Annotated in this window: 18 protein-coding genes; 10 read left to right on the forward strand and 8 right to left on the reverse strand. The window is 61.1% G+C overall.

Features of this window, described 5'->3' with window-relative positions:
• Positions 1–10: 10 nt before the first annotated feature.
• The 3 genes from ileS to murJ all read right to left on the reverse strand — a co-directional run bounded on the left by ileS (position 11) and on the right by murJ (position 5,600).
• Positions 11–2,866, reverse strand: coding sequence for an isoleucine--tRNA ligase (ileS, locus tag HDE80_RS04000; RefSeq protein ID WP_184668139.1), 2,856 nt, complete (start codon positions 2,864–2,866; stop codon positions 11–13).
• Positions 2,867–2,976: 110 nt separating this feature from the next.
• Entirely contained in the window at positions 2,977–3,930 is a 954-nt protein-coding gene (locus HDE80_RS04005) for a bifunctional riboflavin kinase/FAD synthetase (RefSeq protein WP_184668141.1), read from the reverse strand.
• Positions 3,931–3,992: 62 nt separating this feature from the next.
• Positions 3,993–5,600 (reverse strand): murein biosynthesis integral membrane protein MurJ, encoded by a 1,608-nt coding sequence (murJ, locus tag HDE80_RS04010; protein ID WP_184668143.1) that lies wholly within the window; start codon positions 5,598–5,600, stop codon positions 3,993–3,995.
• A 255-nt stretch (positions 5,601–5,855) separates the two neighbouring features.
• On the opposite strand from murJ, the gene rpsT reads away from it, so the two are divergent.
• Positions 5,856–6,119: a 30S ribosomal protein S20 gene (rpsT, locus tag HDE80_RS04015; RefSeq protein ID WP_072760571.1), complete on the forward strand. Its 264-nt coding sequence runs from the start codon at positions 5,856–5,858 to the stop codon at positions 6,117–6,119.
• A 119-nt stretch (positions 6,120–6,238) separates the two neighbouring features.
• Here rpsT and HDE80_RS04020 read toward each other — a convergent pair whose 3' ends face one another.
• The 3 genes from HDE80_RS04020 to HDE80_RS04030 are packed head-to-tail and all read right to left on the reverse strand — an operon-like array spanning position 6,239 to position 8,612.
• Complete coding sequence (locus tag HDE80_RS04020) at positions 6,239–6,535, reverse strand: DUF6587 family protein (RefSeq protein ID WP_184668145.1); 297 nt, start codon at positions 6,533–6,535, stop codon at positions 6,239–6,241.
• Entirely contained in the window at positions 6,532–8,373 is a 1,842-nt protein-coding gene (locus HDE80_RS04025; RefSeq protein ID WP_184668147.1) for a ferrous iron transporter B, read from the reverse strand. The genes HDE80_RS04020 and HDE80_RS04025 overlap by 4 nt, the downstream gene beginning before the upstream one ends.
• Positions 8,370–8,612: a FeoA family protein gene (locus HDE80_RS04030; RefSeq protein WP_184668149.1), complete on the reverse strand. Its 243-nt coding sequence runs from the start codon at positions 8,610–8,612 to the stop codon at positions 8,370–8,372. Before HDE80_RS04030 ends, HDE80_RS04025 begins: the two co-directional genes overlap by 4 nt.
• Before the next feature lie 130 nt (positions 8,613–8,742).
• On the opposite strand from HDE80_RS04030, the gene HDE80_RS04035 reads away from it, so the two are divergent.
• The 6 genes from HDE80_RS04035 (at position 8,743) to HDE80_RS04060 (ending at position 14,538) form a co-directional block, all read left to right on the forward strand.
• Entirely contained in the window at positions 8,743–9,537 is a 795-nt protein-coding gene (locus HDE80_RS04035; protein WP_184668151.1) for an enoyl-CoA hydratase/isomerase family protein, read from the forward strand.
• Between the two features lie 346 nt (positions 9,538–9,883).
• Entirely contained in the window at positions 9,884–11,872 is a 1,989-nt protein-coding gene (locus tag HDE80_RS04040) for a biotin carboxylase N-terminal domain-containing protein (RefSeq protein ID WP_184668153.1), read from the forward strand.
• A gap of 53 nt (positions 11,873–11,925) precedes the next feature.
• Positions 11,926–12,825, forward strand: a complete 900-nt coding sequence (locus tag HDE80_RS04045) for a hydroxymethylglutaryl-CoA lyase (protein WP_184668155.1) — start codon at positions 11,926–11,928, stop codon at positions 12,823–12,825.
• Between the two features lie 30 nt (positions 12,826–12,855).
• A complete protein-coding gene (locus HDE80_RS04050; protein ID WP_184668157.1) occupies positions 12,856–13,344 on the forward strand; it encodes a GNAT family N-acetyltransferase in 489 nt (162 codons plus the stop codon).
• A 14-nt stretch (positions 13,345–13,358) separates the two neighbouring features.
• On the forward strand, positions 13,359–13,961 hold the full coding sequence (locus HDE80_RS04055; protein ID WP_184668159.1) for a DUF1801 domain-containing protein: 603 nt from the start codon (positions 13,359–13,361) through the stop codon (positions 13,959–13,961).
• A 13-nt stretch (positions 13,962–13,974) separates the two neighbouring features.
• Positions 13,975–14,538, forward strand: a complete 564-nt coding sequence (locus tag HDE80_RS04060; protein ID WP_184668828.1) for a GNAT family N-acetyltransferase — start codon at positions 13,975–13,977, stop codon at positions 14,536–14,538.
• A 101-nt stretch (positions 14,539–14,639) separates the two neighbouring features.
• On the opposite strand, the gene HDE80_RS04065 is transcribed toward HDE80_RS04060, so the two are convergent.
• The gene (locus HDE80_RS04065) at positions 14,640–14,978 is read right to left on the reverse strand and encodes an RcnB family protein (protein ID WP_255483574.1); all 339 of its coding nucleotides are present in this window, start codon (positions 14,976–14,978) and stop codon (positions 14,640–14,642) included.
• A 40-nt stretch (positions 14,979–15,018) separates the two neighbouring features.
• Positions 15,019–15,354, reverse strand: coding sequence for an RcnB family protein (locus HDE80_RS04070; protein WP_184668162.1), 336 nt, complete (start codon positions 15,352–15,354; stop codon positions 15,019–15,021).
• Positions 15,355–15,598: 244 nt separating this feature from the next.
• On the opposite strand from HDE80_RS04070, the gene HDE80_RS04075 reads away from it, so the two are divergent.
• The 3 genes from HDE80_RS04075 to HDE80_RS04085 all read left to right on the forward strand — a co-directional run bounded on the left by HDE80_RS04075 (position 15,599) and on the right by HDE80_RS04085 (position 19,327).
• Positions 15,599–16,366: an SDR family NAD(P)-dependent oxidoreductase gene (locus tag HDE80_RS04075; RefSeq protein ID WP_184668164.1), complete on the forward strand. Its 768-nt coding sequence runs from the start codon at positions 15,599–15,601 to the stop codon at positions 16,364–16,366.
• Between the two features lie 121 nt (positions 16,367–16,487).
• Positions 16,488–17,051: an elongation factor P-like protein YeiP gene (gene yeiP / locus HDE80_RS04080; protein ID WP_184668166.1), complete on the forward strand. Its 564-nt coding sequence runs from the start codon at positions 16,488–16,490 to the stop codon at positions 17,049–17,051.
• A 164-nt stretch (positions 17,052–17,215) separates the two neighbouring features.
• Complete coding sequence (locus HDE80_RS04085) at positions 17,216–19,327, forward strand: FUSC family protein (protein WP_184668168.1); 2,112 nt, start codon at positions 17,216–17,218, stop codon at positions 19,325–19,327.
• The last annotated feature ends 68 nt before the right edge of the window (positions 19,328–19,395 follow it).

Here is a 19,395-nt window from a genome sequence, read left to right on the forward strand (position 1 = left end):
AACAGGTTCATCAGAACCAACGACGGTCCTCGCCCGGCCCCTGGATATTGCTGATACAGCGGCTGCACAGTTCCGGATGCTCGGCGTGGCTGCCGACATCATCGCGACGATGCCAGCAACGCACGCATTTCTCCGCGTCACTGACTACCGCCGAAATCCAGACCTCGGCGCCCTCCAGTTCGACTTTCACCGCATCGGCCGAACGCGACTCAAGCGACAACAGCGTCAGCTCCGATGTAATGAAGAAGAAGCGCAATTCGTCCGCGGCTTCGGTGAGGCGCGAGAGCATGGCGTCATCGGCATAGATGGTCAGCTTCGCCTCTAGTGCCGCACCGATCTGCTCCGCCTTGCGCATGCCTTCAAGCACGCGTGAAGCGCTGTCGCGGATGGCCAATAGATCGGCCCAGTAGCGACGTTGTTCCGGTGAATTCTGCGTAGCAACCAGACCGTCGTACCAGGTTTCGAACAGCACGCTCTCGCTATGCTTGCCCGGGAGTTGCTGCCAGATCTCCTCGGCCGTGAAGCTGAGCACCGGCGCCAGCCAGCGCACCAGCGCCTCGGCGATGCGGTACATCGCGCTCTGTGCGCTGCGCCGGCCATGGCTGTCGGTCGGCATCGTGTAGAGCCGATCCTTGGTGATGTCCAGATACAGCGCACCGAGTTCGTTGGTGCAGAAATTCTGCACGCGTTGCACGATCTCGGGGAAGTCGTAGCGCTCATACGCCGCCACGACGCCCTGCTGTACATCATAGGCTTGCTGCACCGCCCACTGGTCCAACAGCAGGCTGTCTGCCACCGGCAGCAGATGCTTTTCCTGATCAAAGCCGTCGAGATTACCGAGTAGGAAACGTGCCGTGTTGCGAATGCGGCGATACGTATCGGCGACGCGCTTGAGGATCTCCTCCGACAACGACATCTCGTTGCGGTAATCGGTGGACGATACCCACAGACGCAGAATATCCGCACCCATGCGATTCATGATGTCCTGCGGCTCGATGCCGTTGCCCAGCGACTTGGACATCTTGCGGCCGTTCGCATCCACGCTGAAACCGTGCGTCAGCAGCTGCTTGTACGGCGGCTGGCCGTCGAGCATCGACGCGGTAAGCAGGGATGAGTGGAACCAGCCGCGATGCTGGTCCGAGCCTTCCAGATAGAGATCAGCCGGAAAGCGCAGCACGTCGGCATGCGAACCGCGCAGTACGTGCCAGTGCGTGGTGCCCGAATCGAACCACACGTCCAGCGTGTCGCGATTTTTTTCGTAGTGCTCGGCCTCGTCGCCCAGCAGCTCGCGCGGGTCGAGGCTCTGCCATACCTCGATGCCTCCCTCCGCAACCCGATCGGCGACCTGATCCAGCAGCTCGGCGCTACGCGGATGCAGAGCACCGGTTTCCTTGTGCAGGAAAAACGCCATCGGCACGCCCCATTGACGCTGGCGCGAGAGCGTCCAGTCCGGGCGTTCGGCGATCATCTTTTGCAGGCGCTGCTTGCCCCATGCCGGAAAGAACTGGGTCTGCTCGATGCCGGCCAGCGCGGTTTCACGCAGGGTCTTGCCACCATCGTTCGGCACGATATCCATACCGGCAAACCACTGCGAGGTGGCGCGATAGATGATCGGTGTCTTGTGCCGCCAGCAGTGCATATAACTATGCGTGTACTTGTGGTGATGCAGCAGCGAACCGGCCTGTTCCAGCACCTCGACAATGTGCGGATTGGCCTTCCACAGGAACTGGCCGCCGAACAGCGGCAGCGACGAAGCGTAGACACCATTGCCCATCACCGGGCTGATGATGTCGTCATCCGCCATGCCGTGCGCCTTGCAGGAAATAAAATCTTCCACGCCATACGCCGGCGCCGAATGCACCACGCCGGTACCGGTATCCAGCGTCACGTAATCGGCGAAGTAGACCGGTGCGGTGCGCGCGTAGCCCGGATCGACCGCATACAACGGATGACGGAACCGCAGCTCACCCAACGCCAGACCCGGTACCGATGCAATGATTTGGCCGTCCAAACCGTAAGTCTTCAGGCACTCTTCCACGCGCTCGGTGGCGAGGATCAGCAAACCACGCGACGTATCGACCAGGCTGTAGCTGAACTCCGGATGCAGGTTCAGCGCCTGATTGGACGGAATGGTCCATGGCGTGGTGGTCCAGATCACGATCTGACCGGTCGGCTTCGGCAAGGCATCGAGCCCGAATACCTTGGCCACAGCGGCCGGATCGTCAAACGCGAAGCCCACGTCGATGGCGATGTCGGTCTTGTCCTCGTACTCCACCTCGGCCTCGGCCAGCGCCGAGCCGCAATCAAAGCACCAGTTCACCGGTTTCAGGCCACGATAGATGTAGCCCTTGCGCAGCATCTGCGCCAGCGCGCGGATTTCACCAGCCTCGTTGCCGTGATCCATCGTAAGGTACGGGCGGTCCCATTCGCCGAGCACGCCTAGCCGCTTGAAGTCGGCCTTCTGCTTGTCGATCTGCACGGTGGCGTAAGCACGCGCCTTGGCCTGCACTTCGGCCGGCGGCAAGCCCTTGCCGAACTGCTTCTCGATCTGGATTTCGATCGGCATGCCGTGGCAATCCCAGCCCGGCACATACGGCGCATGAAAGCCGGCCAGAAGCTTGGACTTGACCACGATGTCCTTGAGGATCTTGTTGATCGCATGGCCGAGATGGATCACACCGTTGGCATACGGCGGACCATCGTGCAGCACGAACATCGGGCGACCGGCAGTCACCTTTTGAATCTGCGCATAGCGATCGACCTTTTCCCACTCGGCCAGCCAGCCCGGCTCACGCTTGGGCAGGTCGCCGCGCATCGGGAAATCGGTCTGCGGCAGGTTGATGGTGCTTTTGTAGTCGTGGGTCATTACGTGGTTGCCATCGCTGAAACATGGTTGTCTGCACAAGGGCAGACATGGAATTCAAAAAGTTGATCGGTCGAGACGCTCACCAGGAACTATCGATCCGCCCCCGGTGGTCAAGCTTCGACCAGCCGCGGGTTCATGCCCAGCAGCTCACGCGCCATGCGGGCATCGCGATCCATCTGTGCCTTCAGCGGATCGAGCCCGTCGAATTTCTGCTCGTCGCGCAGCTTGCCGACAAATTCCACCGACATGCGCTGTCCGTAAAGATCGCCATCGAAGTCGAACAGATGGACCTCCAGCAGCGGCTCGCTGACCTGATTGACTGTCGGTCGGACGCCCAGGCTGGCCACGCCTGGCCAGCTGCACTCGCCCTCGTTCAGCCCGACGCGTACCGCAAAGATGCCGTGCACGGGACTCACGCGTTGCTGCAGATGGATATTCGCTGTGGGATAGCCCAACGTTCGTCCCAGCTGGTTGCCGTATTCCACCTTGCCGTCGATCACGAACGGCCGACCGAGCAGCGGTTCAGCACCGGCAAATTCACCCGCCGCGAGCAGCATGCGCACGCGGCTGGCCGAGACCCTCGCACCATCGAGTTGGACCGCCGGCATCATGCAGGCGGAAAAACCCCATTGCTCGCCAAGTTTCGTCAGCAGCACCACATCGCCTTCGCGCTTGTGGCCAAAGCGAAAATCATTGCCGACCCAGACCTCACGTGCGTCCAGACGACCCACAATCACACGCCGCACGAAATCTTCAGCCGACATCGCCGCCAGCGCCGCGTTGAATCGCAGCAACAACGTATCGGACATGCCTGCGGCGGCAAAGCCACGGAGTTTTTCGCGCACGCTCGACAAACGTGCCAGTGGTTCACTGGAAAAATACGCGCGCGGCAACGGTTCGAAGCTCACCACGATCGGCTGGCAGCCAAGCGCTTTTGCCCGCTCACGCACCTGCAACAGCAGCGCCTGATGTCCGCGGTGGATGCCATCGAAGGCACCTATCGCGATCACGCTGCCGTTCGGCGCCAGACAAGGCCCCGCCACATTCCTGGAAAGTTTCATCATCGCCTGAGTATAACGGCTGCACGGCCGCGTCTCGACGGTTTCAGGCAACCCGCCGGGTGCCGCTATACGCCACGCAATTCACGCATGCGGAAGCCGCTGGCAAATAGAGCTGCCACATAAGCCAGCGCACCGACCAGTACCAGCACGCACAGATGCCACACACGGGTGAATATCGACACGTGCGTCCAGTCCGGCCACAGCAGGCGGCCTAGTAACAGCGCCACCACCATCGCAGCGCACGACACTGCCAGCCGCAACCACTGCTTCGACCAGCCCGGTTGGCGTTGATAGACACCCGCCCGTTTCAGCCAGCGCCATAGCAGGACGAAATTGAGATAGCTCGACAGCGTGCTGGCGATCGCCAAGGCCACATGCAGGCCAGCAACCTTGGCGATGCCGTCCAGAAAACTCCCCTGCTTGAGTTCCGGAGTGGCCCAGAGCTGGTACAAAAGCACAATGAAAATCCCGTTGAACACCATGTTGGCAACCAACGCAGCCACACCGGCGCGCACCGGCGTACGGGTATCCTGCCTCGCGTAAAACGCCGGCAGCACCACCTTGACCAGTGCGAACGCCGGCAAACCGCAACTGAGAGCAATGATCGACAGTGTCGACATATGCGCATCGAAAGCGGTGTAGTGACCATTCTCGAACAGCGTAGCCACCAGCGGCCCAGCCAACAGCACCAGCGCAAAGGTGGCCGGCACGGCGATCAACAGCGTAAGACGCAAACCCCAATCCAGCGCCTTCGAAAAGCCGGCGGTGTCCGTGCCTACGTGATGACGCGACAGCGCCGGCAAAATCACCGTGCCCAGCGCCGCACCGAACACGCCCAGCGGCAACTCCAGGAAGCGAGTCGACTGCCATAACCAGGTCTGTGAACCGACCATCAGCAGCGAGATGACCGCTGTATCCAGCAACAGGTTGAGTTGGGCCACCGACGAGCCGAACAGCGTCGGCACCATCAGCCGCATGATCCGGCGCACGCCAGGGTCGCGCCAGCCCCAGCGTGGCAGGCTCAGCAGGTCCAGCTTGCGAACCTCCGGCAACAGAAACAGCAGCTGAAGAACACCCGCCACCAGCACCGCCCAGCCCATCGCCATGATCGGCGTATGCAGTCGCGGCGCCAGCCACACCGCGCCAACGATCATGCACACGTTCAGAATGACTGGCGCCAGTGCCGGCATCGCAAACCGGTGAAAGCTGTTCAGCGCGCCCGCGGCCAGCGCGGTCAACGAGACAAAGAAGATGAAGGGAAACGTGAGCCGCACCAGATCGGTGGTGAGGTCAAACTTGTGTGGCTGATCAAGCGAGCCTGGCGCAAACGTCCCGGCGACCTGCGGTGCAAAGATCAGTCCCAGTGCCGTAATGACCAGCACAACGCCGCCCAGTGTGCCGGATACGCGCGCCATCAGTTGTTTCAGATCTGCATGCGTGCCGGTTTCCTTGACCTCGGTAAACACCGGTACGAACGCGGTAGAGAACGATCCCTCGGCGAACAGCCGCCGCATGAAATTGGGGATGCGGAATGCAATGACAAATGCGTCGGTGGCGGCATTGGCACCGAACACATGGCTCATCGATACGTCCCGCAACAGCCCGAACACACGCGAAATCATGGTCATGCTGCTGAACGAAAGCAGCCCTCGTAACATGTTGGGAGACTTCATGCGTCTGCCGGAACCTTGTGCTGTCTGGAGGGTTGGATGCCCGGCTTCGGCGGGGCACAAGGCGCATAGTCTGACAGCCGCTGCAGGCCTTATGACAGCCCGAATGTGGCAAAATACGGGCGTCAGGGAACGTTGCGACGTAAACGGGTCGGTCGCCGGCTGACAATCACACCGCTAAATGATTGACGCACCGGCAAATCAACCGCATAATTGGCGTCTTTTTCCACACCTCTACACCGATTCCGGAGTTCTACCTTGGCCAACATCAAGTCCGCTAAGAAGCGCGCGCGCCAGTCCGAGCAGCGCCGTCTGCGCAACATCAGCGCACGTTCCATGGTCCGCACCGCCCTGAAGAAGGTCGTCAAGGCCATCGAGGCCAAGGACAAGGCAGGCGCTATCGCCGCCTTCACCGTCGCCCAGCCAGTGATGGATCGTTACGCCGCCCGCGGTTTGATCCACAAGAACAAAGCCGCTCGCCACAAGAGCCGCCTCAACGCGAAGATCCGCGAATTGGCGTAAGCCACTTCGTGACTCGTGTTGCTGAAAAGCCGGCGAGAGCCGGCTTTTCCTATATAAGCATCGAACGCCGGCGAAAGCCGGCTTTTTCGTTGATACCTTCCAGCCACATCAGCACGTGCCTACTTAGCGCGTGGCCGAAATTCCAGCGGCATCGCTTCTGTTTTGGCGGCGGCTGGCGGTTTCGTGCCGCAAGCGCCGCATGTGCTGCAACCATCGCTGCAATCGCCGGTGGCCTGTTTCGGCTGTAGCCGCTGCCCCAGCGCACGCAGCCAACCGGCCCGCTCGGACCGACTAAAACTGATCGACGCCGCCGCCAGCCAACGGTTGCTGACCTGCGGCGCCAGCTTGCGAAATACTGCAAGCACGCTGATCAGCACGACCAGCCCGATCACCACGTGCTGCAGCAATAGGCTCATGCGAAAAGCCTCGCGATCTGATAAGTCAGCAACGACGCTATGTAAGCCACGACGAACATGTAGCTGAAAGAAATCACCACGTTACGCCAGGAATTGGTTTCACGGCGGATCACCGCCAGCGTCGACATGCACTGCGGCGCAAAGGCAAACCACACCATCAGCGACAACGCGCTGGCCACGGAAAAATTGGCCGCCAGCGCATGCGCCAGTCCAACCGTGTTGGAATCGCCACCCACTGCATATACCGTCGCCAGCGCAGCTACTGCCGTCTCACGCGCCGCAAAGGCTGGAATGAGCGACAGACTGATCTGCCAGTTGAACCCCAGCGGCGCAAAAATGTATTGCAGGTAATGACCCATATAGCCGGCGATGCTGTAATCGATGGCTGGGCCGGTCGCACCCGTCGGTGGCGACGGGAAGGTGGAGATGGCCCACATGATGATGGTCAGCGCCAGGATCACGCCGGTCAGCCGCTTCAGGAAGATCGAACAGCGCTCCCACAGGCCGATGGCGATATCGCGCGGCTTCGGCATGCGGTAGGACGGCAGCTCCATCAGCAGCGCATGCTCGCTCTTGTCGCGATGGATGCGCTTGATCACCCAGCCCACCGCCATCGCGCCGAGAATACCGGCCGCGTACAGGGCAAACAGCACCAGCCCCTGCAGGTTGAAGATGCCGAACACGTGATGCATGGGAATGAACGCGCCAATCAACAGCGCGTACACCGGCAGCCGCGCAGAGCACGTCATCAGTGGCGCGACCAGAATCGTGGCCAGGCGATCGCGCGGATCCTGGATGCTACGCGTACCCATGATGCCGGGGATGGCGCAGGCGAAACTCGACAGCAGCGGAATGAACGAGCGTCCGGTCAGTCCCACCGACATCATCATGCGATCGAGCAGAAAGGCCGCGCGTGGCAGATAGCCGGACTCTTCCAGCAGCAGGATGAAGAAGAACAGCACCAGGATTTCCGGCAGAAAACCGATCACTGTACCAATACCACCGAACAAGCCGTCGACGACCAGGCTCTTGATCGGTCCGACCGGAAGGCTGGCGGCAGCATGGTCACCCAGCCAACCGAAACCATCCCCAATCAAATCGGTCATCGGCTTGCCGGCTGCATAGACGGCTTGAAACACCAGAAACATCACGATACCGAGTATCAACAGGCCAAACACTGGATGCAGTGCCCAGCGATCGAGCGCGTCATCTGTCGCTGCCGTCTGGCGTGGCATGGATACCGTTGCGGCAAGCATGTCGCGCACCTGAATATGCAGATTGGCAGGGCTGGATGCATCGCCAACCGTCGCCGATGCGGCAACCGGCATTTCGCCATCAACGCGCTCGACCAACGCGGCGGCGCCACCGCGCTTCACCGCGATCGTTTCCACCACCGGAATACCCAGCCGGCGCTGCAACTCCGGCACGTCAATAACGATGTCGCGCCGACGCGCCGCATCCATCATGTTCAGAGCGAGCACCACCGGACGGCCGAGACGTTTCACCTCCAGCACGAAGCGCAAATGCAGGCGCAAGTTGGTGGCATCGGCTACGCAGACGATCAGATCGGGCGCTGCTTCGCCAGGATAATTGCCTTCCAGCACGTCGCGGGTGATCTGCTCATCGGGGCTGTTGGCGTCGAAGCTGTACGTGCCCGGCAGATCGAGTATTTGCAATACCCGACCCGACGGCGCCGTGAACCGACCTTCCTTGCGCTCGATGGTAACGCCGGCATAGTTGGCCACTTTCTGCCGGCCACCCGTCAGCTGGTTGAACAGCGCCGTCTTGCCGCAGTTGGGGTTGCCGACCAAGGCGATGCGCAAGGCTGCGGCGCTCATGCTGCTTCCTGACGCACGGTCACACGAGCGGCTTCGGTGCGACGCAGGGCGAAGCGGGTCGAGCCGATCTGGATCAACAATGGGTCGGCGCCGAGCGGCCCGATCGCCACCACCCGCACGGGCTCACCATCCACGAAGCCCAGATCGCGCAAACGTTGCGCAATCGGGTCCGCCGCGTGAGCATCGTCAACGCGATCGATCACAGCGAGCGTACCTTTGGGCAGATCGGACAGACGCACGGGCACTTCTCAAATAAGAATTGTTCGCATTGTAATCCTTTGTGCGCTTTGCTGCAGCATGCCGGCAACGCCGCGATGGCCAGCGTTTATGATGACGGTCTTTGCGGGGACACTGATGACTGATTCTCCGATGACCGATTCTGTCTTGCACGAACGTCGCGGCACCACTGCGTGGCTGACCTTGAATCGCCCGCAGGTGCACAACGCGTTCGACGACACCTTGATCGCCACGCTCACCGGTTTGCTCGAACAGGCTGACGTCGACCCCGCCGTGCGCACCGTCGTGCTTACTGGCAACGGCAGCTGCTTCTCGGCCGGTGCCGATCTGAACTGGATGCGTGGCATGGCCAGCGCCAGCGAACAGGAGAACCGCAACGACTCGCTGCGCCTGGCGCGTCTGATGCGTACGCTGCAGTTCCTGTCAAAGCCCACGGTCGCTCGGGTCAATGGCGCGGCCTACGGCGGCGGCGTCGGGCTGGTCGCCTGCTGCGATATTGCGGTCGGCGTCGACACCGCCAAGTTAGCGTTGTCGGAAGTAAAGCTGGGCTTGGTGCCCGCAGTGATCTCACCTTATGTCATCGCGGCGATCGGCCTGCGCGAGGCGCGGCGGCTGTTCATCACCGGCGAAGTATTCGACGCTACCACTGCCGCGCGCATTGGATTGCTGCACGCTGCCGTACCCTCGGCGGAGCTGGATGAGATAGTCGAACGCCAGCTGTACCTGCTGGCCAAGGCCGGCCCGCATGCGCAGCGCGAGGCGAAGGCACTCGCACTGCGCGTCGGTGGTATCGATCCGGCACAGGCCGAGCGCATCGATACCGCCAACGCCGAGCTGATAGCGCGCCTGCGCATATCCGAAGAAGGTCAGCATGGCCTTGGCGCATTTCTCGACAAGCGCGGACCACGCTGGTCCCCTTCCCCTTGATTTTCACGAACGCAGGCAATCCATGTTCGACCATCTTAGGTATTCCGGTTTCTGATCTTGCACGCAGCCGCACCTTCCAGCGGGATGCATTGGCGTCGCCTGGCTATAACATCCAGCAATGGCGAGGCGGATATCTGCGAGTACCCGGATTCCGACAAGTATCAAGTCATCGAACCTGCGCAGGATGAAACGCAGCGATCGTTTCGCATCGTTGGTCGATACGACTCGACGGTCGACTACTGGGAGGGTAAATAGCTCCCGATGCTGCGTCGCGCATCGGCCGCAGCCTGTTCATCTGATAACTTAAGCGGCTTTGCAAGACTCCGCATAATCCAAAGGATTCCGCATGTTCGAGCGCGTACTGATTGCCAATCGCGGTGAGATCGCCTGCCGCGTGATCCGCACCTGCCGGCGCCTCGGCATCCATACCATCGCGGTGTATTCCGACGCGGATGCCGATGCGCAGCACGTGCGCCTGGCCGACGAGGCGTGGCCGATCGGCGGACCGCGCCCGGCCGACTCCTATTTGCGCGGCGATACGATTCTCGAGGTAGCGAAAAAATCCGGCGCGCAGGCGATCCATCCCGGCTACGGTTTTCTCTCCGAGAACACCGGTTTCGCCCGCGCCTGCAGTGAGGCAGGCATCGTGTTCATCGGCCCGAAACCGGAAAGCATCGACGCGATGGGCTCCAAGGCCGCTGCCAAGGCGCTGATGGAAAACCACGCCGTACCGCTGGTACCCGGCTATCACGGCGACAACCAGGAGAACGCCTATCTCGCCGAGCAGGCACGCGCCACCGGTTTCCCGCTCATGATCAAAGCCGCTTCCGGCGGCGGTGGCAAGGGCATGCGCATCGTGCGCAGCGAAAAGGAATTTGCCGACGCGCTAGCCTCAGCGCAGCGCGAAGCGGCCAGCGCATTCGGCGACACACGCGTGATCCTTGAACGCTACGTCGAGCATCCGCGGCATATCGAATTCCAGGTGTTCGGCGACACCCACGGCAACGTCGTACATCTCAACGAGCGCGAATGTTCGGCGCAACGGCGCTATCAGAAAGTGCTGGAAGAGACGCCCTCACCCTTCCTCGACGCTACCCGTCGCGCCGCGATGGGCGAAGCCGCGGTTGCCGCGGCCAAGGCGGTCGACTATGTCGGCGCCGGCACCATCGAATTCATCGTCGCGGCGAGCGGCGAATTCTTTTTCATGGAAATGAATACCCGGCTGCAGGTCGAGCATCCCGTCACCGAGATGACGCTGGGGCTGGACCTGGTCGAATGGCAGCTGCGCGTGGCCGCCGGCCAGCCGCTGCCGCTGCGGCAGGAACAGATTCACGCCCACGGTCACGCGATCGAAGTACGGCTGTATGCGGAAGATCCTGACCAGAATTTCCTGCCCGGCTCCGGCAAACTGCAGATGCTTCGCCTGCCCTCCCCGTCAACCCACGTGCGACTCGACGGCGGCGTGATCGAAGGCGATACGGTCACGATTTTCTACGACCCGATGATCGCCAAGCTGATCGTATTCGACAGTGATCGCACGCAGGCACTGCAGCGCTTGCGCGAAGCGCTGGCCGCTTGCGAAATCATCGGCCCGAAATCGAATATCGGTTTTCTTGAACGACTGGCTCGTCACCCGGTAGTGGTCGAAGGCAGGATCGACACCGGCTATCTGGATCGACATCTGGAAGAATTTCTGGTTGGCGATATCGCGCCAACGGATACGGTACTGTTTGCCGCCGCTACGGCCGCGTTGCTACAAGATGAAGCCGATGTCACTGCCTCACCAGCCGACCCGCATTCACCCTGGGCACGCGCCGATGCGTGGCGCATCGGCCATGCCGGCAAGCGCGTCATCGCGCTGACCTTGCGCGACCAGCGCTACGACATTGAAGCGCATGGCCACGATGGCAACTACCTCCTGCGCCATGGCGATGCCAGTTGCGAAGTGCGCGGTGCGCGCCTGCGCGGCGACAGCCTCAGCGCCCGCTTCAACGGAGAATCACAGCGAGTGCCGCTGCGCTCCGACAAGGACCATGTGCTGCTGCACGACGCTAGCGGCCAGCGCTACAGCTTTACACGGGCCATCGCCTTCGCCTGGGCAGCGAAAGATGCCGCCGGCGGCAATCAGGTCATCGCGCCGATGCCTGGCCGCATCGTGCTGGTGAAAGCCAAACCCGGCGACAGCGTCGAGCAAGGCGACGAGCTGCTGGTGATGGAGGCCATGAAGATGGAACTCGCCTTGAAAGCCCCGCGCGCCGGTATCATCGAAAGCATCAACGCCACCCAGGGTGAGTTCGTCGAGGCCGATGCCGTACTGGTGCGCTTCGCCGACTGACCCGACTGCTCAGCCTGAATCGCACACGCCATCACGACCTGCCCGGACCACGCATGAATTCCTCCAACCACATCCACATCGTCGAAGTCGGTCCGCGCGATGGCTTGCAGAACGAAAAAGCGCTGTTGCCCGCAGCGGTGAAGATCGAGCTGATCGACCGGCTCTCCGCCACCGGCCTGAAGACGATCGAGGCGACCAGCTTCGTCAGCCCGAAGTGGGTGCCACAACTGGCCGATGCGACAGAGGTCTTCAGCGCCATCCGCAAGGTCGAAGGCGTGAGCTATCCAGTGCTGGTGCCCAACGAGCAGGGTTACCTGCGCGCCCGCGAGGTCAACGTGCGTGAGGTGGCGATCTTCACTGCCGCCTCAGAAACCTTCAGCCGCAAGAACACCAATGCCTCGATCGACGAATCGATGGCGCGCTTCGTACCTGTGATCGAGCATGCACAGGCCGATGACGTGACCGTGCGCGGCTACATCTCCACCGTCCTCGGTTGCCCTTACGAGGGCGACGTGCCGGTGAGCGAAGTGGTACGTGTGGCCGTTCGTTTATATCAATTGGGCTGCCGCGAAATTTCGCTGGGCGACACCATCGGCGTGGGCACACCGGCCAAGGCACGGGCGATGCTGCGTGCGGTGGCGCAGGAGGTACCGATGGAAGCCCTTGCCGTGCATTTTCATGACACCTACGGCCAGGCACTGGCCAACATCCTGGCCTGCCTGGAAGAAGGCGTACGCGTAGTCGACAGCGCCGTGTCCGGCACCGGCGGCTGCCCGTATGCGAAGGGCGCTACCGGCAACGTGGCCAGCGAGGATGTCATCTACATGTTGCACGGCATGGGCATGACCACCGGCGTCGACCTTGATCAGCTGATCGCCACCGGTGCATGGCTCGCCGGTCAGCTCGGCAAGGAAACCGCGAGCCGCGTCACCCGCGCACGCACGGCCAGCTGAAGTCACCATTCACCCCAAAAGATCGTCTCCATGTCCACACCGTTTTTGATCCGCCCTATCAGCGCCAGCGACAACACGGCGATGGCCAGCATCATCCGAAAGGTCATGCCAGAGTTCGGTGCAGACGGGCCGGGCTTTGCGATCCACGACGCCGAAGTAGATCGCCTGTACGAGGCCTACACGCAACCGCACAGCGCCTATTTTGTGATCGAACGCAACGGTGAAGTGCTGGGCGGTGGCGGCGTGGCACCGCTGGAAAACGGTGAGCCTGATGTGTGCGAGCTGCGCAAGATGTATTTTCTGCCTGAGGCCCGCGGCATCGGCGCAGGTGCGGCCATGATGCAGCGGTGCCTGGACGCCGCCCGGGCGCGCGGCTTTCGCCGCTGCTATCTGGAAACGCTCACCGGTATGGATGGTGCGCAGGCGCTCTACCTGCGCAGCGGTTTCAGGCCGTTATCCTCGCCGATGGGCGGTACCGGTCACTTCAGTTGCGACAGGTTCTTTATTCTCGAACTTTGACGGGAAATACGGGGATGGCCAATAACGATCCGCGCATCGACGCCTACATCGCCAAAGCGGCGCCATTCGCTCAGCCCATTCTTGAGCATCTTCGCATTGTGATACATGCCACCTGTCCCGAGGTCGAAGAAGGCATCAAGTGGGGTATGCCCTTCTTCAGTTACAAAAAATCGCCACTGTGCATGATGGCGGCTTTCAAGCAGCACTGCGGATTCGGCTTCTGGCTGTCCAGGCAGGTCGTCGGTGAAACCGCGGAAGAAGGGATGGGCCAGTTCGGCAAGCTCATGTCCGTGGCCGACTTGCCCAAGAAAAAGCAGTTTGTCGATTTCATCCGCAAGGCGATGGCGCTGAACGAGGCCGACGTAAAACTGAAAAGGCCAAAGGCGGCACCGAAACCACCGCCGCTATTACCGGACGTACTGGCTACGGAATTCGCGAAAAAGAAAAACATCACCGCGCGCACCCACTACGAGGCCTTCAGCCCGAGCATGCAGCGCGAGTACACCGACTGGATTGACGAAGCAAAAACCGATATCACTCGCATGAAGCGTGTTGCCACCGCGCTGGCATGGTTGGCCGAGGGGAAATCACGCAACTGGAAATATGAAAAATGCTGAAGGCCTGTATTGCATGATCCGCCCTGCCCACAATGACGATGCGGCCGCGATCCACACCATCTACGCGCCATCCGTCACTGACAGCGCAACCACATTCGAGACGGCGCTGCCCAGTGTGGCGACGATGCGCGAACGCATCAGCACACGATTGCAACACTATCCCTGGCTGGTCTGGGACGAAGATGGCGAGGTGCTGGCGTATGCCTATGCCGGACGTTTTCGCGATCGCGCGGCGTATGACTGGATCGCCGAAACATCGATCTATGTGCATCACCAGGCGCAACGCCGGGGCATCGCACGCCGGCTGTACACCACGCTATTGGACGTAATGCGCCTGCAAGGTATCAACCAGGCTATCGGTGCCATCACCCTGCCCGGCACGGCCAGCGTGGCGATGCATGAGGCGATGGGTTTTACTGCGACAGGCGTGTGGCGCCAATGCGGATACAAACTCGGACAATGGTGGGACGTCGGCATGTGGCAGAAGGAGCTGCAAGTGGCGCAAACACCACCCAGCCCAGTCATCCCATTTCCGCAGCTGCTAGCATCGACGGAAGGTCGCGCACTGCTTTATTGATGCGCGCGTGCAGTCGGTACTGCCAGACAAGAAACCCCGCCAACAAGGCGGGGTTTCTTTGATGACCCTAGGATAATAGAGCTGAGATAGAGCTGACCGCGTCAATGACTGGCGATGATGCTCGCAATGACACCCGTCGTAACAGCTACCAGCAGAAAATCACCATTGTCGCTGCGCACATAGTGGTAGCCACGCGGTGGTGGCCGCAGGTGTTCGCGATGCCAGTCGCTGACGATATAGTTGCCATGGCGATAGTCGTCGGGTACGCGGCCACCCTGGCGGTACCAGCCTTCCTGATGACCTCGGTCGTACATTTCGTGATGCGGATGGTTATCGTGGTCATGATCGTAGGACTGCGCCAGCAGCGATCCGCTGGCCATCATCATGGCGCCACAAATAACCAGCGTTCCCAGGGATTTCTTCATAGAGGATTTCTTCATGGATCGCTCCTAAGTGGATGACAGTAGCGAAAACACTGCATCAATGACTGGCGATGATGCTCGCAATCACACCTGTCGTAACGGCTACCAGCAGAAAATCACCGTTGTCGCTGCGCACATAGTGGTAGCCACGCGGTGGCTGGCGAAGGTGTTGTCCACGCCAATCGTCTACGGCGTACGAGCCGCCGTTGTACTCAGCGGGGACATGCCCACCTTTTTTGTACCAGCCCTCACTGCGGCCACGGTCGTACATGTTCTGGTGGTTCTGAGCTTGATGGTCCTGATCATGATGATCCTGGGGTTGAGCCGTTACGCTGGCAGCGCAGGACATCATCAAGGCACCGATGACTAGCCATGTACCCAATTGCTTTTGCATGACGCACTCCTACTGATGTGACGGCGATGGAACGTGAATTGTGGCAATCGCTGATTCGTTGCGCTGCAGCACCAAATTCATAAAGCAGAAGAAATTCGGTGAGCCTGTGAGCTGACCATCGCGGTTCAACATTCAATAGCACGTGAATATTTCAGTGAAGACGGCCTCACATTTGCCCGCCAACGGCTTCGCCCCGTCACGCCAGTCGGCTACCATGCCCGTTTGATTCATCAGGGAAGCTCGCATGCAACTCGATCAGGTCAAGGCAATCATCACCGGCGGCGCGTCCGGCCTGGGCTACGCGGTAGCCCAACACCTCGTTGCAAATGGCGGTCAGGTTGCGCTTTTTGACATCGACAATGACAAGGGACAAACCGCGATAAAGGCATTGGGTGGTGCTGCACGATTTTTCCGCACCGACGTCACCTCCGAAGATGGCGTGGCGATCAATGTGGCAGCCGCACGCGAATCGATGGGCGGGCTGAACGCCGTGATCAACTGTGCCGGCATCCTTGGTGCAGGCCGCGTGCTTGGCAAGGAAGGCGCCATGCCACTGTCGAATTTTTCCACCACCGTCATGGTCAACCTGGTCGGCAGTTTCAACGTCGCCAAGGCCGGTGCCGCCCTCATGCAAAACAACGAAGTCGGTGAAGACAGTGAGCGTGGCGTGATCGTCAACACCGCGAGCGTAGCCGCCTACGAAGGCCAGATCGGTCAGGCCGCCTACTCCGCGTCCAAAGGCGGCGTGGTCGGCATGACCCTGCCGATGGCACGCGAACTCGCTCGCTTCGGCATTCGCGTGAACACGATTGCACCGGGCATTTTCTGGACACCAATGGTCGACGGCATGTCGCCGCAGGTACAGGAATCGCTATCCGCCTCGATTCCGTTTCCATCGCGACTGGGCAAGCCAGAAGAGTTCGCCGCGACCGTCGGCTTTATTCTCGGCAACCGCTACCTCAACGGCGAAACCATCCGACTCGATGGCGCGGTACGGTTGCAGCCTAAATAAAGCAGAGACGAGGAGCAAGGCAACACCCATTCGGCCATCGTCCCGAAACGTCCCTACAACACAACGCCAACTGGCGTCCCCTCGTTACTCATCCCTAACCCCTAGCCCTGAGTTACTCCCCATGAAAGCTTCCGACGTCAAGAAAGGTAATGTGGTCGAAAACGACGGCACCGTCTATCAGGTGCGCGATATCGAACGCAGCTCACCAAGTGCGCGTGGTGGCAACGTCACGTTTCGTTTCACGCTGTATTCGATTCCCGGCGGTCGCAAGTTCGACCTCAGCCTGCGCGCCGATGACGAGCTGCGCGAAATGGATCTGGTGCGTCGCGCTGCAAATTTCTCGTACATGGATGACGGCGCATTCGTCTTCATGGACGCCGAGGATTACACCCAATATCTGTTGTCGCCCGAACTGGTTGGCGACAACGCCGGCTATATCGTCGAAGGCATCGAGGGCTACTACGTGCAGGTGATCGACGAAGCACCCGTCGGCCTGCAGGTGCCGTCCAGCGTGATCCTGACCGTCGTCGATACCGCGCCAGAAATGAAGGGCTCCAGCGCCACCAAGCGCAACAAGCCGGCCAGGCTCAACACCGGCATCGAAGTGCAGGTACCCGAGTACATCAGCAATGATGAAAAAATCTGGGTCAGCACGCTCACCGGTGAGTTCGCCGGTCGCGCCTGATCACTGCATTCGATCGATGACGATGGTGTCGCGCTCTGCAAGGCGCCATCCTCATATCAGTGCAATCCGAAGCGCACCATCCGATCTATACGCGAAACCATCGCAGCAGCTTCAGCCTGCGTGATGCAGAATCACTGCTCAGCCACCTGAGTCATCGACGCACCATGCCCAAAACCGGCTACTCGCTGAGCAGAAAAATGCTGGAGAGCCTGACTACGGCGAAGCGGCCGGATGTGCCGCTGTGGGTATTGCTGCGCAATACCGCCGCTGTGGTTCTGCCACTTGGCATTGGCCTGGCCACGGGATATACGGAAGTGGGCATCGGCGTTGCGGCCGGCGCGCTCAATACGATGTTTTCCGATCAGCCAGGCCCGTATCGGCAACGCATGCAGCAGCTGCTGCTGGCCTCGCTCGCCGCGGCAGTCGCTTCGCTATGTGGCTTCCTGATTGGCGATCAGCTGCTGCCGCTGCTATTCGCCACCATGATCTTTGGATTTTTCGGTGGGCTGTTGGTGGTGTTCGGCGTCGACATCGCCCGTGTCGGCATGACCAGCATGATCCTCCTCGTGGTCACCGCCTATACGCCTACCACCTTGCCGCATGCGCTGCTCGGTGCCGGGCTGATCTTCAGCGGCGGCATGCTGCTCATGGCGTTCTCAGTCGCTGCATGGCCACTGCAACGCTATCGGCCCGAGCGGCAAGCACTGGCCGCCGTCTATCGCGGCCTGGCCACGCTGGCACGTCAACAAACCTACGACGACGCCGACGTACCTGCGCTGACCGGAGCGATGACAACGTTGCAGCACACCCTGCTCGGCCGCCACCACGCGCGCGGTCGCGCGATGGAAGCCTTCGGGGTATTGCTGGAACTGGCCGAGCGCATACGGCTGGAACTGACGGCGATGGCCGAACTGCGGGCGAACGCTACCATCCATGCGATGTTCCGCGACGACGCCGCACGCGTGCTTGCCGCCATCGCCGATGCCCTCGATGAAGGCGAGCCCCCGCAGCAGGCCGAGCGCATGTTGCAGACCCTGCAGGCCAGCGAAACCGCCTTGCTTGGTGGCGATGGGCCGCCCGACAGTCTCGCCCGCCATATCCACGCACTGTCCGGCCAGTTGGCCGCCGCAGTGCGTAATGCCAATTGGGCCGGCAGCAAAGGCGAAATGCGCGCTGTTGCCGCCGAGACACCACTGCCAGCCGCGCTGCGCAGCAGCTCGGCGCTGGCCACACTGCGCGCCAGCCTGACGCCACAGTCGGTGGCTTTCCGCCACGCCATCCGCAGCGCGGTTTGCCTGAGCCTGGCCATGCTGGTATCGCGCAAACTGCACCTGCCACACGGTTACTGGCTGCCGATGACCGCCGCGATCGTGCTGCGACCGGATTTTGCCGCCACCTTCAACTTTGGCCTGCTGCGTGTGGTGGGGACGATTCTCGGTCTGGTGCTCACCACGGTGCTGCTGCACATCACACCGCACGAGCCATGGACGCATCTGGCTCTGATGGCCGTGCTGTGCCTGACCTTCCGCTATCTCGCTACCGCACACTACGGCGCCGCCGTAGCCGCGCTCACCGGCACGGTAGTGATTTTTCTCTCTTTTGAAGGCGTCAACTCCGGCGCTGCAGTGCACGATCGGGTGATCAATACCCTGCTCGGCAGCGGCATGGCCCTACTTGCCTACCTGCTGTGGCCAACATGGGAAAAAGGCCGCGTACGCGCCGCGTTGTCGGACATGCTCGATGCCTACGCCAACTACCTGCGCGCCCTGGCACGGCCAATGCTCCGCGACGTCCATCGCGAAGCACGTACCGCCGCACGCACTGCACGTACCAATGCGCAGGCGTCGCTGGATCGCATGCGCGCCGAACCCGGCGCGCCAGTCGTCCTGCTGGACCTGGCCACGGCACTGTTCGCCAACGGCAACCGGCTGGCACGCACCGCAATGACACTGGAAGCGGTGATCGACAACGACAACGCGATGTCAGAATCCAGCGAGGTCAGTGGTTTCGTCGATCATGTAGCCATCGCCCTGCAGGAAATCGCCACCGCGCTGCGCGAGAATCGCACACCGCAGCTAACCTCCGATTTGCGCACCCTGCAGCGCAGCCTGGCCGCCCTGCTCGCCATGGCCGACAACAGGCACAACGCCGATCTGCTCAAGCGCATCAGCGATCGCCTGGTCGACAATGTCGACACGCTCGCGCACGTGCTGGGCCGCAGTCACATTGGGACTGAATACACGCCAGATCTGCATCCCAATGCGCACTCCTCCTGATACTTCAATCGGTCGCCCGTTGGTTAAACGTTAGTTAAAGGCTATCGGCAGAATCCAAAAAACGATTG

The sequence above is a fragment of the Rhodanobacter sp. A1T4 genome (genome assembly GCF_014207185.1).
Lineage (GTDB): Bacteria > Pseudomonadota > Gammaproteobacteria > Xanthomonadales > Rhodanobacteraceae > Rhodanobacter.

Bases quoted from the DNA above. Each gene is read 5' to 3' on its own strand.
- HDE80_RS04065 (WP_255483574.1), bottom strand. From the start codon at position 14,978: ATGAAGAAATCCTCTATGAAGAAATCCCTGGGAACGCTGGTTATTTGT.
- HDE80_RS04055 (WP_184668159.1), top strand. From the start codon at position 13,359: ATGGCCAATAACGATCCGCGCATCGACGCCTACATCGCCAAAGCGGCG.
- HDE80_RS04035 (WP_184668151.1), top strand. From the start codon at position 8,743: ATGACCGATTCTGTCTTGCACGAACGTCGCGGCACCACTGCGTGGCTG.
- HDE80_RS04070 (WP_184668162.1), bottom strand. From the start codon at position 15,354: ATGCAAAAGCAATTGGGTACATGGCTAGTCATCGGTGCCTTGATGATG.
- HDE80_RS04050 (WP_184668157.1), top strand. From the start codon at position 12,856: ATGTCCACACCGTTTTTGATCCGCCCTATCAGCGCCAGCGACAACACG.
- HDE80_RS04020 (WP_184668145.1), bottom strand. From the start codon at position 6,535: ATGAGCCTATTGCTGCAGCACGTGGTGATCGGGCTGGTCGTGCTGATC.
- HDE80_RS04075 (WP_184668164.1), top strand. From the start codon at position 15,599: ATGCAACTCGATCAGGTCAAGGCAATCATCACCGGCGGCGCGTCCGGC.
- yeiP (WP_184668166.1), top strand. From the start codon at position 16,488: ATGAAAGCTTCCGACGTCAAGAAAGGTAATGTGGTCGAAAACGACGGC.
- ileS (WP_184668139.1), bottom strand. From the start codon at position 2,866: ATGACCCACGACTACAAAAGCACCATCAACCTGCCGCAGACCGATTTC.
- HDE80_RS04025 (WP_184668147.1), bottom strand. From the start codon at position 8,373: ATGAGCGCCGCAGCCTTGCGCATCGCCTTGGTCGGCAACCCCAACTGC.
- HDE80_RS04045 (WP_184668155.1), top strand. From the start codon at position 11,926: ATGAATTCCTCCAACCACATCCACATCGTCGAAGTCGGTCCGCGCGAT.
- HDE80_RS04005 (WP_184668141.1), bottom strand. From the start codon at position 3,930: ATGATGAAACTTTCCAGGAATGTGGCGGGGCCTTGTCTGGCGCCGAAC.
- HDE80_RS04060 (WP_184668828.1), top strand. From the start codon at position 13,975: ATGATCCGCCCTGCCCACAATGACGATGCGGCCGCGATCCACACCATC.
- HDE80_RS04085 (WP_184668168.1), top strand. From the start codon at position 17,216: ATGCCCAAAACCGGCTACTCGCTGAGCAGAAAAATGCTGGAGAGCCTG.
- HDE80_RS04040 (WP_184668153.1), top strand. From the start codon at position 9,884: ATGTTCGAGCGCGTACTGATTGCCAATCGCGGTGAGATCGCCTGCCGC.
- murJ (WP_184668143.1), bottom strand. From the start codon at position 5,600: ATGAAGTCTCCCAACATGTTACGAGGGCTGCTTTCGTTCAGCAGCATG.